Source organism: Acinetobacter sp. YH12049 (genome assembly GCF_013419875.1).
Classification (GTDB): domain Bacteria; phylum Pseudomonadota; class Gammaproteobacteria; order Pseudomonadales; family Moraxellaceae; genus Acinetobacter; species Acinetobacter amyesii.
Genome location: NZ_VOZH01000003.1, coordinates 43359 through 63280, shown reverse-complemented (window position 1 = coordinate 63280; position 19922 = coordinate 43359). Strand labels below are relative to the sequence as shown.

The 19922-nt window shown below is 33.3% G+C and carries 15 protein-coding genes; 7 read left to right on the top strand and 8 right to left on the bottom strand.

What is annotated here, in order from left to right:
• Positions 1-2 precede the first annotated feature (2 nt).
• The 4 genes from FTU05_RS01980 to FTU05_RS01965 are packed head-to-tail and all read left to right on the top strand — an operon-like array spanning position 3 to position 7554.
• Positions 3-1595 carry a class I SAM-dependent DNA methyltransferase gene (locus FTU05_RS01980; protein WP_100240912.1) on the top strand — a complete coding sequence of 531 codons (1593 nt, stop codon included), beginning with the start codon at positions 3-5 and terminating at the stop codon, positions 1593-1595.
• Positions 1579-2796, top strand: a complete 1218-nt coding sequence (locus FTU05_RS17765) for a hypothetical protein (protein ID WP_213064526.1) — start codon at positions 1579-1581, stop codon at positions 2794-2796. Before FTU05_RS01980 ends, FTU05_RS17765 begins: the two co-directional genes overlap by 17 nt.
• Entirely contained in the window at positions 2793-5939 is a 3147-nt protein-coding gene (locus FTU05_RS01970; RefSeq protein ID WP_100240913.1) for a type I restriction endonuclease subunit R, read from the top strand. Before FTU05_RS17765 ends, FTU05_RS01970 begins: the two co-directional genes overlap by 4 nt.
• Positions 5940-5964: 25 nt before the next feature.
• Positions 5965-7554 carry an SIR2 family protein gene (locus tag FTU05_RS01965; RefSeq protein ID WP_100240914.1) on the top strand — a complete coding sequence of 530 codons (1590 nt, stop codon included), beginning with the start codon at positions 5965-5967 and terminating at the stop codon, positions 7552-7554.
• Between the two features lie 22 nt (positions 7555-7576).
• On the opposite strand, the gene FTU05_RS01960 is transcribed toward FTU05_RS01965, so the two are convergent.
• Positions 7577-8059, bottom strand: a complete 483-nt coding sequence (locus tag FTU05_RS01960) for a hypothetical protein (RefSeq protein ID WP_100240915.1) — start codon at positions 8057-8059, stop codon at positions 7577-7579.
• 80 nt (positions 8060-8139) lie between these two features.
• Here FTU05_RS01960 and FTU05_RS01955 point away from each other — a divergent pair, with 80 nt between their 5' ends.
• Entirely contained in the window at positions 8140-8373 is a 234-nt protein-coding gene (locus FTU05_RS01955) for a helix-turn-helix domain-containing protein (protein WP_100240916.1), read from the top strand.
• Between the two features lie 68 nt (positions 8374-8441).
• Here FTU05_RS01955 and FTU05_RS01950 read toward each other — a convergent pair whose 3' ends face one another.
• The 7 genes from FTU05_RS01950 to FTU05_RS01920 all read right to left on the bottom strand — a co-directional run bounded on the left by FTU05_RS01950 (position 8442) and on the right by FTU05_RS01920 (position 16850).
• Positions 8442-8927 (bottom strand): hypothetical protein, encoded by a 486-nt coding sequence (locus tag FTU05_RS01950; protein WP_100240917.1) that lies wholly within the window; start codon positions 8925-8927, stop codon positions 8442-8444.
• Positions 8928-10931: a site-specific integrase gene (locus FTU05_RS01945; RefSeq protein ID WP_100240918.1), complete on the bottom strand. Its 2004-nt coding sequence runs from the start codon at positions 10929-10931 to the stop codon at positions 8928-8930. It abuts the gene before it with no gap.
• An 8-nt stretch (positions 10932-10939) separates the two neighbouring features.
• Positions 10940-13363 (bottom strand): hypothetical protein, encoded by a 2424-nt coding sequence (locus FTU05_RS01940; RefSeq protein ID WP_180164075.1) that lies wholly within the window; start codon positions 13361-13363, stop codon positions 10940-10942.
• Positions 13350-14654 carry a site-specific integrase gene (locus FTU05_RS01935; RefSeq protein ID WP_100240920.1) on the bottom strand — a complete coding sequence of 435 codons (1305 nt, stop codon included), beginning with the start codon at positions 14652-14654 and terminating at the stop codon, positions 13350-13352. The genes FTU05_RS01940 and FTU05_RS01935 overlap by 14 nt, the downstream gene beginning before the upstream one ends.
• A 208-nt stretch (positions 14655-14862) precedes the next feature.
• Complete coding sequence (locus FTU05_RS01930; RefSeq protein ID WP_180164037.1) at positions 14863-15027, bottom strand: hypothetical protein; 165 nt, start codon at positions 15025-15027, stop codon at positions 14863-14865.
• Positions 15028-15203: 176 nt separating this feature from the next.
• Positions 15204-15842: a YqiJ family protein gene (locus FTU05_RS01925; RefSeq protein ID WP_180164073.1), complete on the bottom strand. Its 639-nt coding sequence runs from the start codon at positions 15840-15842 to the stop codon at positions 15204-15206.
• A gap of 465 nt (positions 15843-16307) precedes the next feature.
• Positions 16308-16850 (bottom strand): hypothetical protein, encoded by a 543-nt coding sequence (locus FTU05_RS01920; protein ID WP_111884395.1) that lies wholly within the window; start codon positions 16848-16850, stop codon positions 16308-16310.
• A gap of 320 nt (positions 16851-17170) precedes the next feature.
• Between FTU05_RS01920 and cysD the strand changes: the two genes are divergently transcribed.
• Together cysD and cysN are read left to right on the top strand one after the other, a co-directional pair.
• The gene (cysD, locus tag FTU05_RS01915; RefSeq protein WP_106985716.1) at positions 17171-18085 is read left to right on the top strand and encodes a sulfate adenylyltransferase subunit CysD; all 915 of its coding nucleotides are present in this window, start codon (positions 17171-17173) and stop codon (positions 18083-18085) included.
• Positions 18086-18251: 166 nt separating this feature from the next.
• The gene (cysN, locus tag FTU05_RS01910; RefSeq protein ID WP_180164071.1) at positions 18252-19865 is read left to right on the top strand and encodes a sulfate adenylyltransferase subunit CysN; all 1614 of its coding nucleotides are present in this window, start codon (positions 18252-18254) and stop codon (positions 19863-19865) included.
• Positions 19866-19922 lie beyond the last annotated feature (57 nt).

Sequence of the window (19922 nt, the reverse complement as noted above, 5' to 3'; positions counted from 1 at the left end):
GAATGTATTCAGTGGCTAAAAAACCTACCAAATCAAAAGTCAAAAGTTTTGAAGAATCTTTATGGGATAGTGCCAATAAATTACGTGGTAGTGTTGAACCTTCGGAATATAAACATATTGTTTTATCACTTATTTTCTTGAAATTCGTGAGTGATACCTTTGAAGCTCAACGTAAAAAAATTGCTGAAAAGCATGGTGCTAATGCTGAAAAATTCTTAGAAATTGAAGCTTTTTATCATCAAGATAATGTCTTTTATCTAACGGAAGAGTCTCGTTGGAGCTACCTCATTGCAAATGCTAAGCAAGAAGATATTGCTCTGAAGATTGATACAGCCCTTCATAACATTGAGAAGAAAAATAAAGCACTTCAAGGCGCACTTCCAGATAACTACTTCTCTCGTATTGATTTAGAAGTAAGTAAACTTGCTGCATTACTTGACGAGATTAATAACATTCAAACAATCTCTAATCAGCATGAAGATGTTGTTGGTCGAGTTTATGAATATTTCTTAGGTAACTTTGCTTTAGCAGAAGGTAAAGGTAAAGGAGAATTCTATACACCTAAAAGTATTGTTAAGCTGATTGCATCACTGATTGAGCCATACAAAGGTCGTGTTTATGACCCTGCGTGCGGTTCTGGTGGTATGTTTGTTCAATCTATGAAATTTGTGGAAAACCATAAAGGGAATAGAAAAGACATTTCGATTTTTGGGCAAGAACAAACGACTGCTACTTATAAGCTTGCTAAGATGAACTTGGCAATTCGTGGTATTAGTGCAGATCTTGGTGCAGCAGCCAGAGATACTTTTGCGAAGGATCAACATCCTGATCAAAAGTTTGACTTCATTATGGCGAATCCGCCCTTTAACCAAAAGGATTGGCGTGGAGCAGATGAGTTAACTAAAGATTCTCGTTGGGATGGGTATGAAGTTCCTCCTACAGGGAATGCTAACTATGGTTGGATTCTCCACATGGTTTCGAAACTTTCTCAAAATGGTGTTGCAGGCTTCATTCTAGCGAATGGTGCTTTATCAGGTGATGGTACAGAAAAAGAGATTCGGAAGAAGCTGATTGACAACAAATTGGTTGAAGCTATTCTTATTTTGCCTCGCAATATGTTTTATACCACTGATATTAGTGTAACGCTATGGATTTTAAATAGAAATAAAAAATCTAGAGTTGTTAAAAATGCAGATGTAACAAGAAAATATCGTGATAGAGAAAATGAAATTCTCTTTATGGATTTACGTCAAGTAGGCGAACCTTTTGAAAAAAAATTCATTCAATTTTCTGACTTAGATATTGAAAAAATAAGTTCTTTATTTCATGTTTGGCAAGAAGAGGCGCACTCTACTGAATATAAAAACATTCCTGAATTTTGTTATTCAGCTACTATCGAGGAAATCGAAAATAAGGATTATTCACTCATACCAAGTAAATACATAGAATTTGTTAATAGAGATGAAAAAATAGATTTTGATAAGAAAATGCTTATTTTTAGCAAGGAAATTCAATCATTATTAATTAATGAGAAGAAATCAAATGAAGCTTTAGTAACTTTATTTAAGGAACTTGGTTATGAAATTAAATTATAAAAAACTAGGTCCTTATATCAGAGAAGTAGTTAAAAAAAATACTAATCTTCAAGTTGAAAAGCTATTAGGAGTAAGTATTTCTAAGAGGTTTATTCCATCAATTGCCAATATTATTGGTACAGATATGTCTAATTATAAAATAGTACAGACTAATCAATTTGCATATGGACCTGTTACTTCAAGAAATGGCGATAAAATATCAATTGCACTTTTAAATGAAGATGATTGTATTGTTTCTACAAGCTACACAGTATTTGAAATTATTGATACAAATTTTTTAAATCCTGAATATTTAATGATGTGGTTTGGCCGACCAGAATTTGATAGATATGCACGATATATGTCACATGGAAGTGTCCGTGAAATTTTTGGATGGGAAGAACTTTGTAATACAGAGTTACCTATCCCAAGCATTTCAAAACAGTTAGAAATTGTAGCTTCCTATAATTTATTAAAAAATAAGATTAGCCAAAAGAAAGCTTTAATTGATAATTTGGAAAATTTGCAAAGAATGATCTATAAACAATGGTTTATAGAAAACAATCCTCAACCTTTAAATTGTAAGATTAGTGAATTTCCTGAATTTGTTGATTTGAGACATTTTGTTAAAGGTTCTTTAGGTGGTGATTGGGGTAAAGATGAAGCAATTGGAAATTATAATGAAAAAGTTTTATGCATAAGAGGAACTGATATTCCTTTTGCTAAATTAGGTATGAAAAAAAATATTCCAACACGATTTATTTTAAATAAAAACTTATCTAGTAGAAAATTAAAACAAGGTGATATTGTTCTTGAAATATCAGGTGGAAGTCCTGTACAGAGTACCGGACGTCCTTTGTTGATTACGGATAAATTACTATCAATTTTTGAAAGTGATTGTATATGTTCTAACTTTTGTCGCGCAATCAGCTTAAAAGATTCTCAATATTTTTACTACTTTTATAGTCACTTAGTATACCTTTATGACATCGGAAAAATGTTTAGTCATGAAAATAGTACAACTGGTGTGAAAAATTTTGATTTAGAAGGTTTTCTCGATCAAGAAAAAATTATGTTACCTAGCTTGGATGTTTTGGTTAAATATAATGAGTATTATGAAAGCATTTATCAAAAAGTTTATCATTTAGGTGTTTTTGTTGAAGCTATGGAAAATTATTTAGACATATTTGTTTCTAAGCTTGTTTTAGGTGGGGAAAAATGAGTTTTAATGAGTCTAGTCTAGAAATTTCAATTAGAAATTTATTAGAGAAGCAAGGGTATTCTCATTATGATTGGAAACATAATTTTCCGAATGATGATTTATTGATTTTTGAGGATTTTTCAAATTTTTTAATAAATAAATATAGGGATTATAGTTTAGAACCTGAAGAAATAAGCTTTCTATTTAATCAATTTGATAAATTGAGTTCTGTAGATCTTTATTCTTCTAATAGATCTGTTTTAGGTTTGATTTCAAATGGATTTCTATTAAAAAGAAAAAATAAAGATAAAAAGGATATTTATTTAAATTTTGTAGACTATTTAACTATTGATAATAATATTGTCAAATTTATTACTCAAAAGCAAATTAAAGGTAATGAATTAAGAATTCCAGATGGTATTCTTTATATTAATGGTATCCCATTAGTTATTTTCGAGTTTAAAAGTGCCATACGAGATGATGCTACCATTTATGATGCCTATCAGCAGTTAACTGTACGCTATAAGCGTGACATCCCTGAACTCATGAAGTATAACGCTCTATGCGTTATCAGTGATGGTGTAAATACAAAGATGGGATCTTTGTTTGCACCTTATGAGTTTTTTTATGCATGGCGCAAAATTACAGGTGATGAAACACTAGAAAAAAATGGTATTGACTCATTACATACGATGATCGAAGGCTTATTTGACCCTAAACGGTTAGTAGATGTCATTCGTAACTTTATTTATTTTCCTGACACGACTAAGCGAGATGACAAGATCGTTTGTCGTTACCCTCAGTATTATGCAGCCAACAAGCTATTTGAAAATATCAAAAAGCATCGTAAACCATTAGGTGATGGTAAAGGCGGTACATATTTTGGAGCAACGGGATGTGGCAAAAGCTTCACGATGCTCTTTTTATCACGCTTAATCATGAAAAGTGTGGAGTTTGAAAGTCCAACGATTGTTGTTATCACAGACCGAACGGATTTGGATGATCAGCTTTCTGCTCAATTTACCAATGCGAAAGGCTTTATTGGTGATGAAACGATTATAAGTGTTGAAAGCAGACAGCATCTTAGAGAGTTACTCCAAGGTCGAAAAAGTGGTGGTGTGTTCTTAACCACAATTCATAAATTTACCGAAGATATTGAAGTATTAACAGATCGCACAAACGTCATCTGTATCTCAGATGAAGCTCACCGTAGTCAAATCAATTTAGATCAGAAAATCCGTGTCACAGAAAATGGTGTTAAGAAAACCTACGGATTTGCCAAATACCTCCATGATTCCTTGCCCAATGCAACCTACGTTGGTTTTACTGGTACACCAGTTGATGCGACATTAGATGTATTCGGTGACGTAGTTGATTCTTATACGATGAATGAATCAGTACAAGATGAGATTACAGTTCGACTCGTATATGAAGGTCGTGCTGCGAAAGTATTGCTAGACAATAAAAAGCTTCAAGAAATTGAAGACTACTATAAAAAGTGTCAAGAAAATGATGGTGCTTCAACTTATGCCGTTGAAGAAAGCAAAAAGGCTATGGCAAATATGCGGTTAATTTTGGGCAATCCTGACCGAATTAAAGCGATAGCTGAAGACTTTATAAACCATTATGAAACCCGTGTGAGTGAAGGTTCTACAATCATGGGGAAAGCAATGTTTGTCTGTGCATCGAGACAAATTGCTTTTAGCCTCTATCAAGAAATCATTGCACTTCGACCTGAATGGGCTGAAGTCAAAGAAGCTGACGATGGTATTGCTTTAACTGAGCAAGAAAGAAAAGAAATCAAACCAAATGCGAAAATCAAGCTAATTGCTACAAGACATAAAGATGATGAGAAAGAACTTTATGATCTGTGTGGTACTAAAGATGATCGTAAAGAACATGACAGACAATTTAAAAATCCGAAATCCAACTTCAAAATTGCGATTGTTGTCGATATGTGGCTGACAGGTTTTGATGTTCCATTCCTAGACACGATTTATATTGATAAACCAATTCAACAACATAACTTAATTCAAACGATTTCTCGTGTGAATCGAAAATTTGAGGGAAAAGAGAAAGGATTAGTCGTCGATTACATTGGTATTAAAAACCAAATGAAATTGGCTTTAGCTCATTACAATAAATCTGATGCAAAAAACTTTGAAGATGTTGAGCAATCCATCATCGTTGTCAAAGATCATTTAGAATTATTGAAGGATCTATTTAATAAATTCGATACCTCGCCTTATTTCTCAGGAGAGCCGTTAAAACAGCTTCAGTGCTTAAATAAGGCATCTGAGTATGTTCAGCTTACCAAGGAGCTAGAGCATCGTTTTATGCAGCTTGTGAAGCGTTTAAAAGCCGCTTATGACGTTTGCAATGGCTCAGAAAAGATTAATCAAGATGAACGAGATCTTATTCATTTCTATCTAGCTGTACGCTCTATCGTCTTCAAGCTAACAAGAGGTGATGCTCCTGATACTGCTCAAATGAATCTTCAAGTCCAGAAGATGATTGCTGATGCATTAGAAGCTGATGGAGTTGATGATATTCTGAAGATTGGTGAGGAAGAATCTAACGAGGTAGATATCTTTGGAGATGAGTACTTAGCCCAACTTGAAAAAATTAAACTACCAAATACTAAAATTAAGCTTTTACAAAAACTTTTAGCAAAAGCTATTGGCAAGTTTAAACAAGTGAATAGAACGAAATCCATTGATTTCTCTAAACGCTTTAAGGCTTTGGTTGATAGTTATAATGAACGCAAAGAAGACAGTATTTTAGTCAGTGGTGTTCTTGAAGACTTCTCAAATGAAATTATGAAGTTATTGCAAGATTTAAAGCAAGAAATGGGCTCATTTGCTGATCTTGGGATAGGGATTGAAGAGAAAGCTTTCTATGACATCCTTCAATCTTTGGCTGTGAGATATGATTTCACGTACCCTGAAGATCGGCTCTTAGATTTAGCTAAAGCTGTCAAAGAAGTAGTAGATGACAAGTCTAGTTACCCTGACTGGAGTGATCGAGAAGATATTCGAGCTGAACTCAAAGTTGATCTCATAGTATTGCTCGCTGAATATGGATATCCACCGATTGATCATGATGAAGTGTATAAAGAAATTTTTGAGCAAGCGGAAAATTTTAAGAAGTACGCAAGCCTTTAATTAATAAATAAGATGGGGTGAAATAATGGCACAAGAATTAGATATAGAAAAAGAGTTGGCTGAAATACTGAGTGAATCAATTTCTGCCCCATTTTTGTTCATTGGATCGGGATTTTCTAGACGTTACCTAGATCTCCCTGATTGGAAAGGTTTATTAACTAAATTCTCAACATCTATGCCATTCGATAGCTATTTGGGGACAGCAGGTAATGATTACCCATCGGCTGCCTTGGCATTAGCAGGAGATTTCGCTACTGAGTGGTGGAAATCAAATAAAGATAAACCTGAAATATACCAGTCTAAGAACTGGATTCATGCTGTTGAAACCCCTCTCAAATACGAAATTAGTCAATATTTAGAAAATGTTGAAATTGTGTCAAAAATTGAAGGGAATTCCGAATTAAAAGAGTTGTTAAGCTCAGATGTAGTCATTGATGGAATCATCACTACAAATTGGGATAAATTACTTGAAACCATTTTTCCTAAATTAAATGTATATGTAGGGCAATCAGACCTATTTTTCAGAAATCCACAATCTATCGGTGAGATTTTTAAAATACATGGGTGTTGTAGTAATTTCTCAAGCTTAATCCTGACAAAAAATGATTACGAAAACTTTAATAGTAAGAATGCCTACTTAGCAGCAAAACTCTTATCTATCTTCTTGGAAAACCCTGTCATATTTATAGGTTATTCTATTACGGATGCCAACATTACTGACTTGCTGGGTTTAATTGCAGACATGATGGAATCTCAGGAGCAATTAGAGCGATTGGCAAAGAATCTGATTTTTGTTACTAGACCTGATGATGAAAAAGATCAATTAGAATCCGTATTAATGACGGTTGGTTCAAAGAAATTATATTTTACCCACATTCGGACTCATGACTACTCCAAAATCTATAAAGCTCTACAACATTCAGAAAGGAAAATTCCAGTTCACTTATTACGTGCTTTAAAAGAGCAAATTTACAATATTGTGAAGACAACTGAAGATGCGGATAGACGTATTGCCGTAAAAGATTTCGATGAAGCAACTGCTGAAAATTCAGAACTAGAATTTGTAGTTGGGGTTGGAGTTGCACAGAATGAATCAGGTGAACGCATTGGCTTAAATGGTGTGAGTAGTTGGGACATCCTAAAAGATATTATCTTTGATCATTTACCTTTTAGTGATTCTGATATTTTAACTCAAGTGCTTCCAGAACTTTCTAAGCAGAATAGAACTTATTTGCCTGTGCAAAAATACAGCAAGGCAAATCCAACATACCAAAAAAAGACGAATATTCAATCAACGCTGAAAGAACTTTTAGGTTTTGACATTGAGCATTATAAAAAGAAAATACCAACATCTGTAGCAAGACAATTTGATAAAGCATGGGCATTTCCAGAAATAATAGCCTTAGAAAAAGTCGGTGAATCTGAATGTTCCTTGAACAAGAGAATCGACTTTTTGGCACTATGGCTTATAAATAATCCAACTCATGAAAATTGTGATTTATTAAAACAAAAATATCTTTCTACTGAGTTCGATAATTTAAAGTCTAAAGGAGATGCTTCAACTTTTAGACGACTGATATGTATTTTAGATCAAATTGAGAGCAAGATTTTATGAATTCGATATTCTATTAGAAGCCTTAACAGGCTTCTAATAGCGTTTTAATGGCTTGGATTTCACACTCTAGAAAATTTATTTCTTTTTGTTTTTTACTAATGAATTTCATGATGCTTTCTGAAAGTACTGGGAACTTTTCAAGATACAACTCATAAATATGTAATTCGTTACGAAGGCTATCAATACTTTTCAAAACCCTATCATATTCAACTAACAGTTTGCTTTTAACATGATCTGAATCATTTGATTCTCTAAAATCCAGTAATTCGGATCGAGTGTAATTAGAAGAGTATTTATATGTACAACTAGAGGTGTCAGCCAAAATTAATTTTAATGAAACGAGTTCTCTAACGTATTGGTAGATTTTTGAATAATATCGCTTTGAGCTGAACTCAGGGTAGAAAAGGATAAAAAGCCCCCTTAAGTCCTTGAATTCATAACCTGAGAATGTCCTATCTGACAAAAAATCAAACAAACAGCTTTTAAGTTGATGATTTGTAGACATATAGATGTACCGATTTGACAAATTAACGAATAAATATCCTATTTTGGGATATTTTCATTAATAGTACAACATCTTGGGCTATGAGCTCAATACATGACCCTCGATACAAAAAATTGATCAAAGAATTAATACGCATACGTGAGTTGAAAAATATAACTCAGGTAGAACTAGCCACATCTTTGAAAAAGCCACAATCGTACATAGCTAAAGTTGAAAACTTGGACAGAAGAATTGATGTATTAGAATTGCATGACTGGTTGTCGGCTTTAGATAAACCTATAGGAGAGTTTTTAGCATCCTGTTTTGAGTATTAAGAATCTTAAGTGGCAGGTTTTGAAGTAAAATAAGTAGTCTACTCATAATTGTGATGGATGGGCTAAAATTACTCATTTCCAAGCAATTTTTTATATTCACGAATCTCAGATTGTAAACTCGCAACAGTAGATTTAAGTTTATTAATCTGTTTTTCCTGTGTTTTCTTCTGAAATTCAAGACTCATTATAACTGACATAAATTTCTCTATTCGCTCTTTATCTAGTTTGCTTAGAGCTTCCGTTGGCTGGTTAATTTTTTTAGTAGTTTTAGATTTTTTACTTAGTTTCTTTTGATTGTTTATTGCTTTTTGTTGAGCAATAAGTGCTTGTAAGTATTGAGCGGATTTAGGGTAGGTATTATAGATAGATGCACGATTGATACCTAATAAATCAGCTACTTTAGAGGTAGTGATCTTTTCTTTAGATTCTAAAAGATAATTGCCGACTTTACCTATTAAATCATTATCAATAGGCAATGCTCTTAAATCTTCAATAGAATTAAGTTCCAAATACTTTATTAAGCTATTAATGTTTTTGTTTAGATCCGACTTCATTTAAACTACCTCAATTTCATTTACAGAGATTTTCTGGTTGCTAATTTTTTCAATAATTTCAATTAATTGGTTTCTTTTTTTCTCAAGATTTAAAATTAAATTTTCGTATTTTTCTCTTCTATCAATAGGTAACTGATACATCTTAGATAATTTAACGGTAATATCCTCTAATAATCCCTTCCAAAAAGGAAGATTTTGATTAGTAGTGACATAGCCATGACAGTTAATACAGCTTAAAGGTTCTGCAACTGATTTTAGGGAACAATCAGAACCATTCATACAAAAACCATGAGGTAAGAAGTTAATTGAATCCTTGTTCTGGGTTAGATATGTATTAATTTTATCAGAATTTTTAAATGCAATTGGATCTACTGAAATATTGTATTTAAAGTCTTTAAGCTTTAGAGCATTTAAAATAAATTTAACACCACCACCCACACTTTGTTGTTGGGCTATAGAGTTTGAAAAACCCATAAGGGACTTCATCTTAATAGTTTCATCAATAGACTTAGAATGGTTAATTAATTCCGCATACATACCGCGCCGAGAGTAGATAAAAGACATTGAACTTCGCAAATGTTTGAATTGATGTTTTATTTCTCTAATTGTACATAAATTATTTGAGATCATGAAATAGGCAAATGTATGGCGAAATTGGTGTGGACTAAAATGAAAATAGTCGCCTTCCTCATATTTGAGCATATAGTTATTTGAACCTTTCACTGTAGATTTATAGTTGCAGTTTAAAAATTCAAGTTGATCAATGTCATGCTTATCTACAGCAATCTTAAAAACTGAATTGTTTTTATTCATCTCAGTTTTCTTAATGTAAGCCAAAGTATCAAAACGGCATAAGTTTAATGAGTAATTAAAGCTAAATATTTTGTCATCAGCTAGATTGGTTTTCAAATGAGTAATATATTCTTTATTAAAAAGAGGATTATTAGTGTCAATAACAGCCTGAACTCTACGTTTAACCTTTTTATTTATATCGACTAGAAGATTAAGCATTTCATTACAAGCTTGCGAGCTGATCCAAGAAAGCTGCAACCTATTTTCTACAGTTTTACCTAACGATGAAGTCACGTAAAAAATCCCTTCATCCTCGAATAAACTGGTATTTCTAAGCTCCTTAACTTCATCTTTGCGCATACCAGTAAATAAAAGTGTATTAAAAACTACGATCTTTCTAAATTTATTTAAAAAGTCAATAAAATTTCCACTATTTAAAGAATCATGTTCTCTACGAGATAAATATTCACCTTTTTCAACCTCATAAATTCCTTTTTTAATATTTTTAATTTCTTCTTCATTATATTTTGACCATAATCTATATTTTTCATTGAATTGTTTTTTATATTTTTCAATTGCATCAAAAGTTTGTAATAAAACATGGTCAGGTATAATAGTAAAACTATTAGACTTATAAGAAGAAAGTTGTTTATCATCAATTTTTTCATTAGGTCTGCTTGAAATTAGTGTGTCATAGGTTTCTGGTGAAATTAAATTATAGTTTTCTAATGTAAAACATACAGTTTCTAAAATATCCAATTTAGTATCATAAGAATTGCAGAAAGATTTAGCGATTACTTGTAAATTTAATGGTTTTACACTATTCAAATCAGTAAACGAATTTAATTTATTATCCATTAAAGTTAGTGCGAAAGACTTTAATATATTAAATTTTGTAGCCATTGAACTCCATTTTATTTTTTTGAAATTCCTTTTTCTTCCGATAAAAACTGAACTTAAAAATATTGCTTTAAGTTCATATTCTAGTTCTTGGGTTAATGAAGCGAATGACACGATTTTAGTTTCATCTCGTATAATCCATCTATTATCATTGAAGTTTACTAGATGCAGACTATCTCTTCTTTGAGGGTTTTTGAAAATAATTCTATTGTTCAATTCTGCTAATAAATTAGGACTATAATTTTTAAAAGATATATTGCCTTCACCATCTATAATAGTGATAGATTCAAGAACATGATTGAGTTCAGACATTATAAAACCTAAAGGGAGAAAAATTGATTTGGTTCGTAATTAATTACAGAGAGACTATATAAATCAGAGTCATTCTGTTTTAATAAATTCAGAATATAATCAACACGACTATTAAACTCTTTGATTGCAATACCAGTAGCAGAGTCAGAATTATATGAGGAAGAAATTTCCTTCATTTGTGATATGCAGATATTCTTGAAATCTAAAAGCTTATGAATTTGAGCTTGACTATTAACAATACTAAAGTTTTTACAGAAAACACAAGCTAAATAATCAGAGCACATCGGTTTATTATCATTCTGTTCTTCAGAGCAATTACCAAGTGGAGTAAATTGAATAATATTGCTATCTTCAATTTCAATTGTTTCTGAGATAGTCTGTTTTATTTCAGGCGTATCTAAGCTAATTTCTCTATTTTTGAGAAATATTTGTAAAGCCTTTGTACCTTTAGCCAGTTTTTGGATACTTTCAGCTATATTCAATTCCTCATAATGTCGCACAAACACATCAAAATCATGATGGACTAATTCTCGATAAACAGAGAATTTTTTCAAAACTATTTTATAGACTCTGTTGGAAACAGTTTTACGAATTCGCTTAGAGTTATAACGAATGTGGCATCCATTTTCTGCAAGCAACTCATTGACTTTTTTAATAATATTAGTATGGTTGGCAACTTGTAATTCTCCTGATTTTGATAAAAAAACAAAAAAATAATCTGTTTTAAACGCAGGATTTATAGCCTTCTCAATAACTTGTTTCCTCAGTTTTTCACGGACATATAAGTATAAATAGAGTATTTTGTCTTCTGTATTTTTAAAGTAAACATGAGTTTCTGTATTATGTGAAGCTCTTGGCTTTATGAAATTAAAATAGAAAATATTTTCATTGTTGTCATCAATATGAATATGATCTTCTGTATCTTGAAGGCTGCATAAAGTGGAAATATTTAAACCAGTAGTAATTTGAATAAGTGCAAAATAAGCCACCATTAATCTACTATAATCATCTTTATTAACTTTAATAGCATTAATTACATGATTAAGAATAATCATTAACTCTTTTTGAGTATAGCTTCTCGTAAGAAAATCTTGACTAGCAAGAAATTTACTTTGGGATGCTGCTTGATCATAATCTTTTATATATCTCTGTTTTGTTTGAATGCAAAACCATTTTAAAACAGCATAATAACCATTTTGAGTAACTGGTTGAATTTTTCCCTCTAAAGCTAAATCATTAATTCTTGCTTTAATGACTCTGAAATGTGAATGATTATCAGCAGATAAGATATTAAGTCCATTTTCATCAAGTGCTTTTTCAGTAGAAAAAGTATTAAATATATATCTTAATATTGATATATTGCTTTGAAGCGATACCTCATTGGCATCATGATATTTAATATCTTGAATATATTTTTTAAAGAAATTATAAAATTCTTTGGCAAATCTTTCAGATTTTGCATAAAGTACGTTAAGACGAACTGTTGACATGTTGCCGTACTTTGTTGGTATATATAAACATTTATTATCATGTTTGGCATAGTTAAATTCTTCACCAGTCAATATTTCAACAATATATACAACATATTTAAAAATTTTAGTTTTTAAATATGATCTAAGCTTAATTAAGATTTCATAATCATTAACTACTAATGCAAGTAAACCATGTTTTTTAATCAAAGCTTCATCAGTAGGGTATCTATCACAGTGATTATTTAAAGCAGTCGTAAACCTCTGAAAGCGTCTAATCTCAGTTTTATTCGTTATTTTTTTTTGAATTTTCTGATATTGTGAAAGAACAATAGGGTTTAATTTATAATACCTTGTAATGTCATGTGGACTTCCAGATAATTCAATTGTGACCTTTTCTCCTCGTAATTTATTAATTATAGATCGCGTTTTTACTGTTGACTCAATATTAGATTCGATACGGTTAGCGAGTTCTTCTAAGGATTTGGAAACACTTAATTGATTAGAATCAAGAATGATTTTCCGTAGTGACTTAAAATGTGCTTTTTGTGATTTTAGAGATAGTTTTTGATACAGCTTAGATAATAGATCTATTAATTCAACTGTAAGACATTTATTTAAAGCATAAAGCTCTATAGCTCTAAATTCATTATCTCCAATAAAAAATGAGGATGTCCTCGTAATTTTTTTATCGCTATAATGTGATAAAACCTTTAAAATAAAGGAAAATCTATTTTTATAAATTTCAGAAAATTCTGAATGAAGCTTCAATTCTAGTTCAAGAAGATAGCTCTGATCATTGATCAACAAATCAATATCTCTGTTTAGTTCATTTCTAAACTCAATCGGTAAATTATCAGCTAACTTTCTAATTTCAAAGCAATATCTAATTATTGTCTTTTCTGCATTCAAGACATGATCATACTCATTTATGAAACTCATTACATAATCATAGAAAGTCATCAAAAATTTCCTTTTCTTCTGCATCACCAAAAATGCCATTCGATTTTAAAGCTTCACCGATACCACTTTGAGAAATCCAACTTTCTCTGGCACTTCTAGTGTTAAGATATTTCTTAGTTGTTGTGAACAAGCTATGACCTAGTTCGTCTGTAATTACGAATTCAATATGATCCCAATCCTCGCCTTGTTTCAACAGTTCTATCACTCGTTCAACTGCATAAGTAGATCTTAGATCATGGAAAGTTTTATTAAATTTAAATCCAGCTTCTTTTAATTCCGCTTTTACAGGGTAAATAATATTAGTGATAGTCGAATGTGATATTCTTTCGCCGCGATTATTTAAAAACAATGGTGGTTCGGTTGTATATTTATTCTTTTCATAATACTTTTGCAATGCGAGTTTTCTAGCATCACTATTACAATATTTTGAAATTTCTTTCAAAATTGGTTCTTTAAAATAGATTTCTCTTTGTTTGCTAAATTTACCAATAACTGTGTATAAGCCATGTTTATCTTCATCCAATATATCTTCATTTATATTGATAATTTCTGTTCTTCTTAGCCCATATTCTTTTGCTAATTTAATCCAAATTTGTCTGCCTTGATTTTGACAGTATTTAGAATTAATGAGAAGGTTATATTCTGTAGGTGTATATGCACTTAAAACTTTTCTTTTTATTCCTTTATATTTATTAGGGATAGATATGGTTGATGAAATAACCTGAATGGGTGATGCTAATTTTGATGTGATTTTCTTGGATTTATCATTAACATAATAATCTGCATAATATTCAAATGGTAGGCGATTAACAATATGATTATGAGCTGCCCATTCATAAAGCATTTTGACATCACGTAAATATGCGTTTGCTGAATCATATTCAATATGATTTTCTTTTGATGTGATTCGATCTATTAAATATCTTTTAAACAAGTTAATTGGATCTTCATCATCTATATAAGATTCATCTTTCCAATTAACATTATTTTCGGTCAACCAATTTAAAAAAACAGTTAATGAGGTTATTAAGCTTTTAATTCTTAATTTTGATATATATTTTCTTCGCTTAATTTTATTTGAAGAAAAATCATTAAAGCGAAATTTTTCAATTAAGAATAAATTGAATTCAATACTTGTTTCAATGTTGTCTAAATTAATTAGTTGGGGGAAGTCTGAATACTCTTGCTGCTCGGGTCTTTGTTCAGACAAGATTCTAATATTGTCTGAACCAAATATTTCATACTGGCAATCCCTTAAAAAGATATTTAGTGAAATGGGCTTTGTTTTCATGAATTTAACATTACCTTTTTAAAGCATAATATATACTTTACTCCTGATTTATGTAATGTCAAATTAAAATTGTTAATTATGAAGTGTTATAAAATATCCCAAAAAGAAATAAAAAAGACACCTTAATTGGTATCTTTTTACTTTAATTGTTCTTAATTGAATTAACACTTTCATTAATTATTTTGATATGACCTTTTCATTAACATTTTCAATATGACCTTATCACTTTTTCACCGCCGAAGCCTGTACGCACAAATGAAATCTCTTTACTTGAGCGACGATAAAGTCGAGCAATAATAAAACCAATAAAAATAAGTGCGGCAAAAATTATCCCGACTGTTACAAGGATACCGCTTGGAATAATGTCTAACATGGACGTTTATCTCTTTTGTTGTAGTTCAAGTTAACCCTCTAAAGTGCTAACAAGTTTGATTTAAAAATCAGTATTTTGTTGACTCATCATCACTTCGAGATTTGCAGAAGGTATGACGCGTTAAATGTATTTATATGGTGTTTGAAGAACTGATCGAGCATCAATTCATTCAAAATTTAGAGCATGGTGGCTTGAAAGCCTACATTTGTTTTTTGGGTTAAAACCACTGATTGACCTTGGCTGAAAATTTCATCTTGTTCAGGTTCAACCAAAATATAATGGGTCAATCCGTGTTGATCTTTGACTTTGGCTTGAGCAGGAGACTGTGGTCGTGCATCACCCAAAATGATCGTGGCCGTTCTACCGATCAATTCATCACTATAAATGGCAGTGGTTTCATCTTGGGGTAAAATACGGGCAATGAGCATTGCGCTAAAACGTACGAAGGGCATGCACAGAAAAATACAGGCTGGTGCAATAATCCATGCACTGAACATCATACTGGTCATTTGGTTAACGATGGCTTGAATAGCAAAGCCCAACAAACTATAGACACATAAGAAAATGATGAGCCATACAAACAGTGGAATACGACCCAAATACAACCAATCGAGCACACGTGTCACGATACCTGCATCGGCATCTACACCTAGCTCTGCATTATGACCAACATCCTCAGGTAGGAATTGATCTAAGAAGCCTTGAGAACCACCCCCTAAAATTGTTAACACAATCTCAAAAAGTCCAAACAAAAACATTAAGCAGAGACTGATGCTAAACATGATATTAGACGGGTGAGTAAACAATTCCCACATTATATTTATCTCTATATTTATGCTTATAAAAAATCAAAAAAAATAATTCTGGCCGAATTTTTTTTCAGTAAATAAAATAACATTATCTGTCGAAATTGTGTAAAAAAATTACAGATCAGATTAACAAAAAGTCGGCTTTTATGTGAGCTATTACTAAGTTTTTCTTTAAAAATAGTTGATCAATTAAATCAGGATTATCTAAATCTAAAATGAATAGCACTTCTACTTTACCCATTTAAGATTTAAGTCATTGTGATCAATCAAATTTTCAGTCTAATTGCAGATATATAAGTGGTCGTGCTCAAGGGAGAGAAATGGCCTGTTAAACGGCACAGAAAACAATGTTAGGAAATGTAAATTTATAAGCGTCACAGCAGTGCTGAGGGCTTTGCCGTGACTTTCGATGTCATATGAAGATTTGAACTGGCGTTCAATAGAGCGCTTTTTAGGTGGCTTTAACCCTTTTTATAACAATGAAGTTTGAATGCGTACTTTCATATCTAAAGCCGCTTGAACAATAAAGGTTTTCATCCACTTCACTTGTTCGCCCATCGGATTGGTTTTAATCGCAGTGTCTAAAAAGCCCATGCTTTCAAGTTGAAACAATTGCTTTTCGATCTCTTCTTCTAACTGGGTGCTATTGGCTGCGAGCGGGAAATGGATTAAGTGAAATGCTTTGGGAAAATTATAAAAAGCATAGAGCAGATTAAATGCGCGTTGATCGGCCTTTAAATTGCCAGCGCCAATTTCGTAGCCGCGATCTTGGTTACTGTGAGTCACCCCAATCAAAAATTCGAGTTTATTGTCCAAAAGTCGTAGGCCGAACTGAAGGCCAATTTGGTCAGCACTCAGCTCATGTTGGATAAAGTTATTCAGCGGGCTGCCGTCATCATTTAAGGCTTCTTGGAGCACGAGCATGTGTGAAGAATGCTGATAAATATAGCCAGCAAGACCTGCGGCTTCAATCAGCGACTTTAAGGTTTCAAGCGTATAGTGACTATATGGCATATCAATAACTATTGGAGAGTGATATAGCTACTTTAGGTAGTTTGAGCGAGTTTGAATACCGATTGTTTAGAGGATTTAGCGATTAGTTAATTGATAAAAAATTGCGTAAAATTACGGATCTCGGACTAGAATAATACTGAAATTGATAAGTCTATCGTATTAAATTAATTAAAATTGATAAGCAGTATCAGACAATTTGTATATGACGAATAAGAATATCAATATCACAAAACAAGCAATCGTTATGAAAGCTTAATCACTATAATGTATATATATCTTTAAAGTGTAATAAGTACACATATTCTAAGCTGGTGTTGTCCATGTCATTAAATGAGGAAAGACTTACTCATCTTAAACAGCTTGAAGCTGAGAGTATTCATATCATCCGTGAAGTTGCTGCTGAGTTCGAAAACCCAGTCATGCTGTATTCAATCGGTAAAGATTCAGCGGTCATGCTGCATCTTGCTTTAAAAGCATTCTATCCTGCCAAACTTCCATTCCCACTACTGCATGTAGACACGGGTTGGAAATTTAAAGACATGATTACTTTCCGTGACAACATGGCAAAAGAGCATGGCTTTGATTTGATCGTGCATCAAAACAAAGAAGGTAAAGACGCAGGCGTGAATCCGTTCGATTACGGTAGCTCAAAATATACTGACATTATGAAAACTCAAGGCTTAAAACAAGCACTTGATAAATATCAGTTTGATGCGGCTTTCGGTGGTGCGCGCCGTGACGAAGAGAAATCTCGTGCCAAAGAGCGTGTTTACTCATTCCGTGATACTAAACACCGTTGGGACCCTAAAAACCAACGTCCTGAACTTTGGAATCTTTACAACGGTAAAGTGAACAAAGGCGAAAGTATTCGTGTGTTCCCATTGTCTAACTGGACTGAGTTGGATATTTGGCAATACATCTACCTTGAAAATATTAAATTGGTTCCTTTGTACTTGGCTGCTGAACGTCCAGTGGTTGAGCGTAGCGGTACACTGATCATGGTTGATGATGAGCGTATGCGTTTGAACGAAGGTGAAGTGCCACAAATGAAATCGGTGCGTTTCCGTACCTTAGGTTGTTACCCACTTACAGGTGCGGTTGAATCAACTGCAACAACTTTACCGGAAATTATCCAAGAGATGCTTTTAGCCACAACATCTGAACGTCAAGGCCGTATGATCGACCATGACGAAGCAGGTTCGATGGAAAAGAAAAAGCAGGAAGGTTATTTCTAAGAATCTTAAGAAATCTCCCTTGCGCAGCAGTGCTGCTCACCCTCTTTACTAAAGAGGGGTACTCCCAAGAAAGAACGGAGCCAAGTCTCCCTTTCTTAAAGGGAGATTTAGAGGGATTAAAAAGATTCAGAAACCGATTTCAAAAGAATATGTGGAGCTTTGAGCAATGTCTCATCAATCAGATTTAATTAGCCAAGACATCTTGGCGTATTTAAAACAACACGAAAATAAAGACCTTCTACGTTTCCTCACTTGCGGTAACGTGGATGATGGTAAATCGACTTTAATTGGTCGTTTGCTTTACGATTCAAAATTGATTTATGAAGATCAATTGCAAGCCGTAACACGTGACTCTAAAAAAGTCGGTACTACGGGTGATGCACCTGACTTGGCTTTACTTGTAGATGGTCTACAAGCGGAACGTGAGCAGGGTATTACCATTGACGTGGCTTACCGTTATTTCTCTACTGAAAAACGTAAGTTCATTATTGCTGACACCCCAGGGCATGAGCAGTACACACGTAACATGGCAACTGGTGCGTCGACTGCTGATTTAGCGATCATCTTGATTGATGCGCGTTATGGCGTACAAACTCAAACGCGTCGTCACTCATTTATTGCGAGCCTTTTAGGTATTCGTAATATTGTGGTTGCAGTGAACAAAATGGACTTGGTTGAATTCTCTGAAGCACGCTTCAATGAGATTCAAGCTGAATACAACGAGTTCGTGAACCAATTAGGCGACCGTAAACCTGCGAATATCATCTTCACGCCTATTTCTGCGTTGAATGGTGATAACGTTGTAAACAAATCGCCAAATACGCCGTGGTACCAAGGTCAGACTTTAATGGAGACTTTGGAAACTGTTGAAATTTCGCATGATACGAGCAAGCACGAATTCCGTTTCCCTGTTCAATATGTAAACCGTCCGAACCTCGACTTCCGTGGTTTCTGCGGTACGATTGCACTTGGTGAAGTGAAAGTTGGCGATACCATTACTGCATTACCATCTGGTAAGTCTTCGACTGTTAAAGAAATCGTAACTTTTGACGGTAACTTAGACCATGCTGTTGCAGGTCAAGCGGTGACTTTAACACTGAACGATGAAATTGATATTTCACGCGGTAACGTGTTGGTTAAAGCGGGCGAACAGCCACTCATTTCACGTTCTGCACGTGCCTCTGTGGTATGGATGACAGATGCGCCTTTAGTAGTTGGCAAGCTGTATAACGTGAAGTTTGGTACACAAACTATTCCTGCGAAAGTTACGAAAATTAACTATCGTACCAATGTGAACACACTGGAAAAAACGGAAGTTGAACAGCTTGAATTGAATGCGATTGCAGATGTAACGATTGAGTTTGATGCGCCAGTGGTATTTGACCGTTACCAAGACAGTCGTTACACAGGTTCATTCATCTTTATTGACCGTTTAAGCAACGTGACTGTTGGTGCGGGTATGGTTGAATCTGCGGTTGAATGGACTGCACACAACGAGCCTGTAACTGCTGAAGCGCGTGCTGCACGTTTAGGTCAAAAACCTGCTGCGGTAACTGTGACTGCGAAAGCCCTTGAAAATGCGCAAGCGATTGAAAGTTTGTTGATTCAACAAGGTGTGGTTGCGATTGCGAAAGCTGGTTTAACTGTAGAGCAAGTCGCGCTTGTACGTGAAACTGGTGTGGTTGTGATTACAGATACTGCTGAAGGTACTGATGTGACTTATGCCTTCGATGCTGCTGAAGAAGTTGCTGAGAAAATTGTTGAGTTGGTTCGTCTGTAATAGATTGAATTAATTTAAAAAAGACCCGCCGAAAGGCGGGTTTTTTTATTAGGAAAT

Coding starts and splice junctions, on each gene's coding strand:
- FTU05_RS01980 (WP_100240912.1), top strand. CDS start 3: ATGTATTCAGTGGCTAAAAAACCTACCAAATCAAAAGTCAAAAGTTTT.
- FTU05_RS17765 (WP_213064526.1), top strand. CDS start 1,579: ATGAAATTAAATTATAAAAAACTAGGTCCTTATATCAGAGAAGTAGTT.
- FTU05_RS01970 (WP_100240913.1), top strand. CDS start 2,793: ATGAGTTTTAATGAGTCTAGTCTAGAAATTTCAATTAGAAATTTATTA.
- FTU05_RS01965 (WP_100240914.1), top strand. CDS start 5,965: ATGGCACAAGAATTAGATATAGAAAAAGAGTTGGCTGAAATACTGAGT.
- FTU05_RS01960 (WP_100240915.1), bottom strand. CDS start 8,059: ATGTCTACAAATCATCAACTTAAAAGCTGTTTGTTTGATTTTTTGTCA.
- FTU05_RS01955 (WP_100240916.1), top strand. CDS start 8,140: ATGAGCTCAATACATGACCCTCGATACAAAAAATTGATCAAAGAATTA.
- FTU05_RS01950 (WP_100240917.1), bottom strand. CDS start 8,927: ATGAAGTCGGATCTAAACAAAAACATTAATAGCTTAATAAAGTATTTG.
- FTU05_RS01945 (WP_100240918.1), bottom strand. CDS start 10,931: ATGTCTGAACTCAATCATGTTCTTGAATCTATCACTATTATAGATGGT.
- FTU05_RS01940 (WP_180164075.1), bottom strand. CDS start 13,363: ATGACTTTCTATGATTATGTAATGAGTTTCATAAATGAGTATGATCAT.
- FTU05_RS01935 (WP_100240920.1), bottom strand. CDS start 14,654: ATGAAAACAAAGCCCATTTCACTAAATATCTTTTTAAGGGATTGCCAG.
- FTU05_RS01930 (WP_180164037.1), bottom strand. CDS start 15,027: ATGTTAGACATTATTCCAAGCGGTATCCTTGTAACAGTCGGGATAATT.
- FTU05_RS01925 (WP_180164073.1), bottom strand. CDS start 15,842: ATGTGGGAATTGTTTACTCACCCGTCTAATATCATGTTTAGCATCAGT.
- FTU05_RS01920 (WP_111884395.1), bottom strand. CDS start 16,850: ATGCCATATAGTCACTATACGCTTGAAACCTTAAAGTCGCTGATTGAA.
- cysD (WP_106985716.1), top strand. CDS start 17,171: ATGTCATTAAATGAGGAAAGACTTACTCATCTTAAACAGCTTGAAGCT.
- cysN (WP_180164071.1), top strand. CDS start 18,252: ATGTCTCATCAATCAGATTTAATTAGCCAAGACATCTTGGCGTATTTA.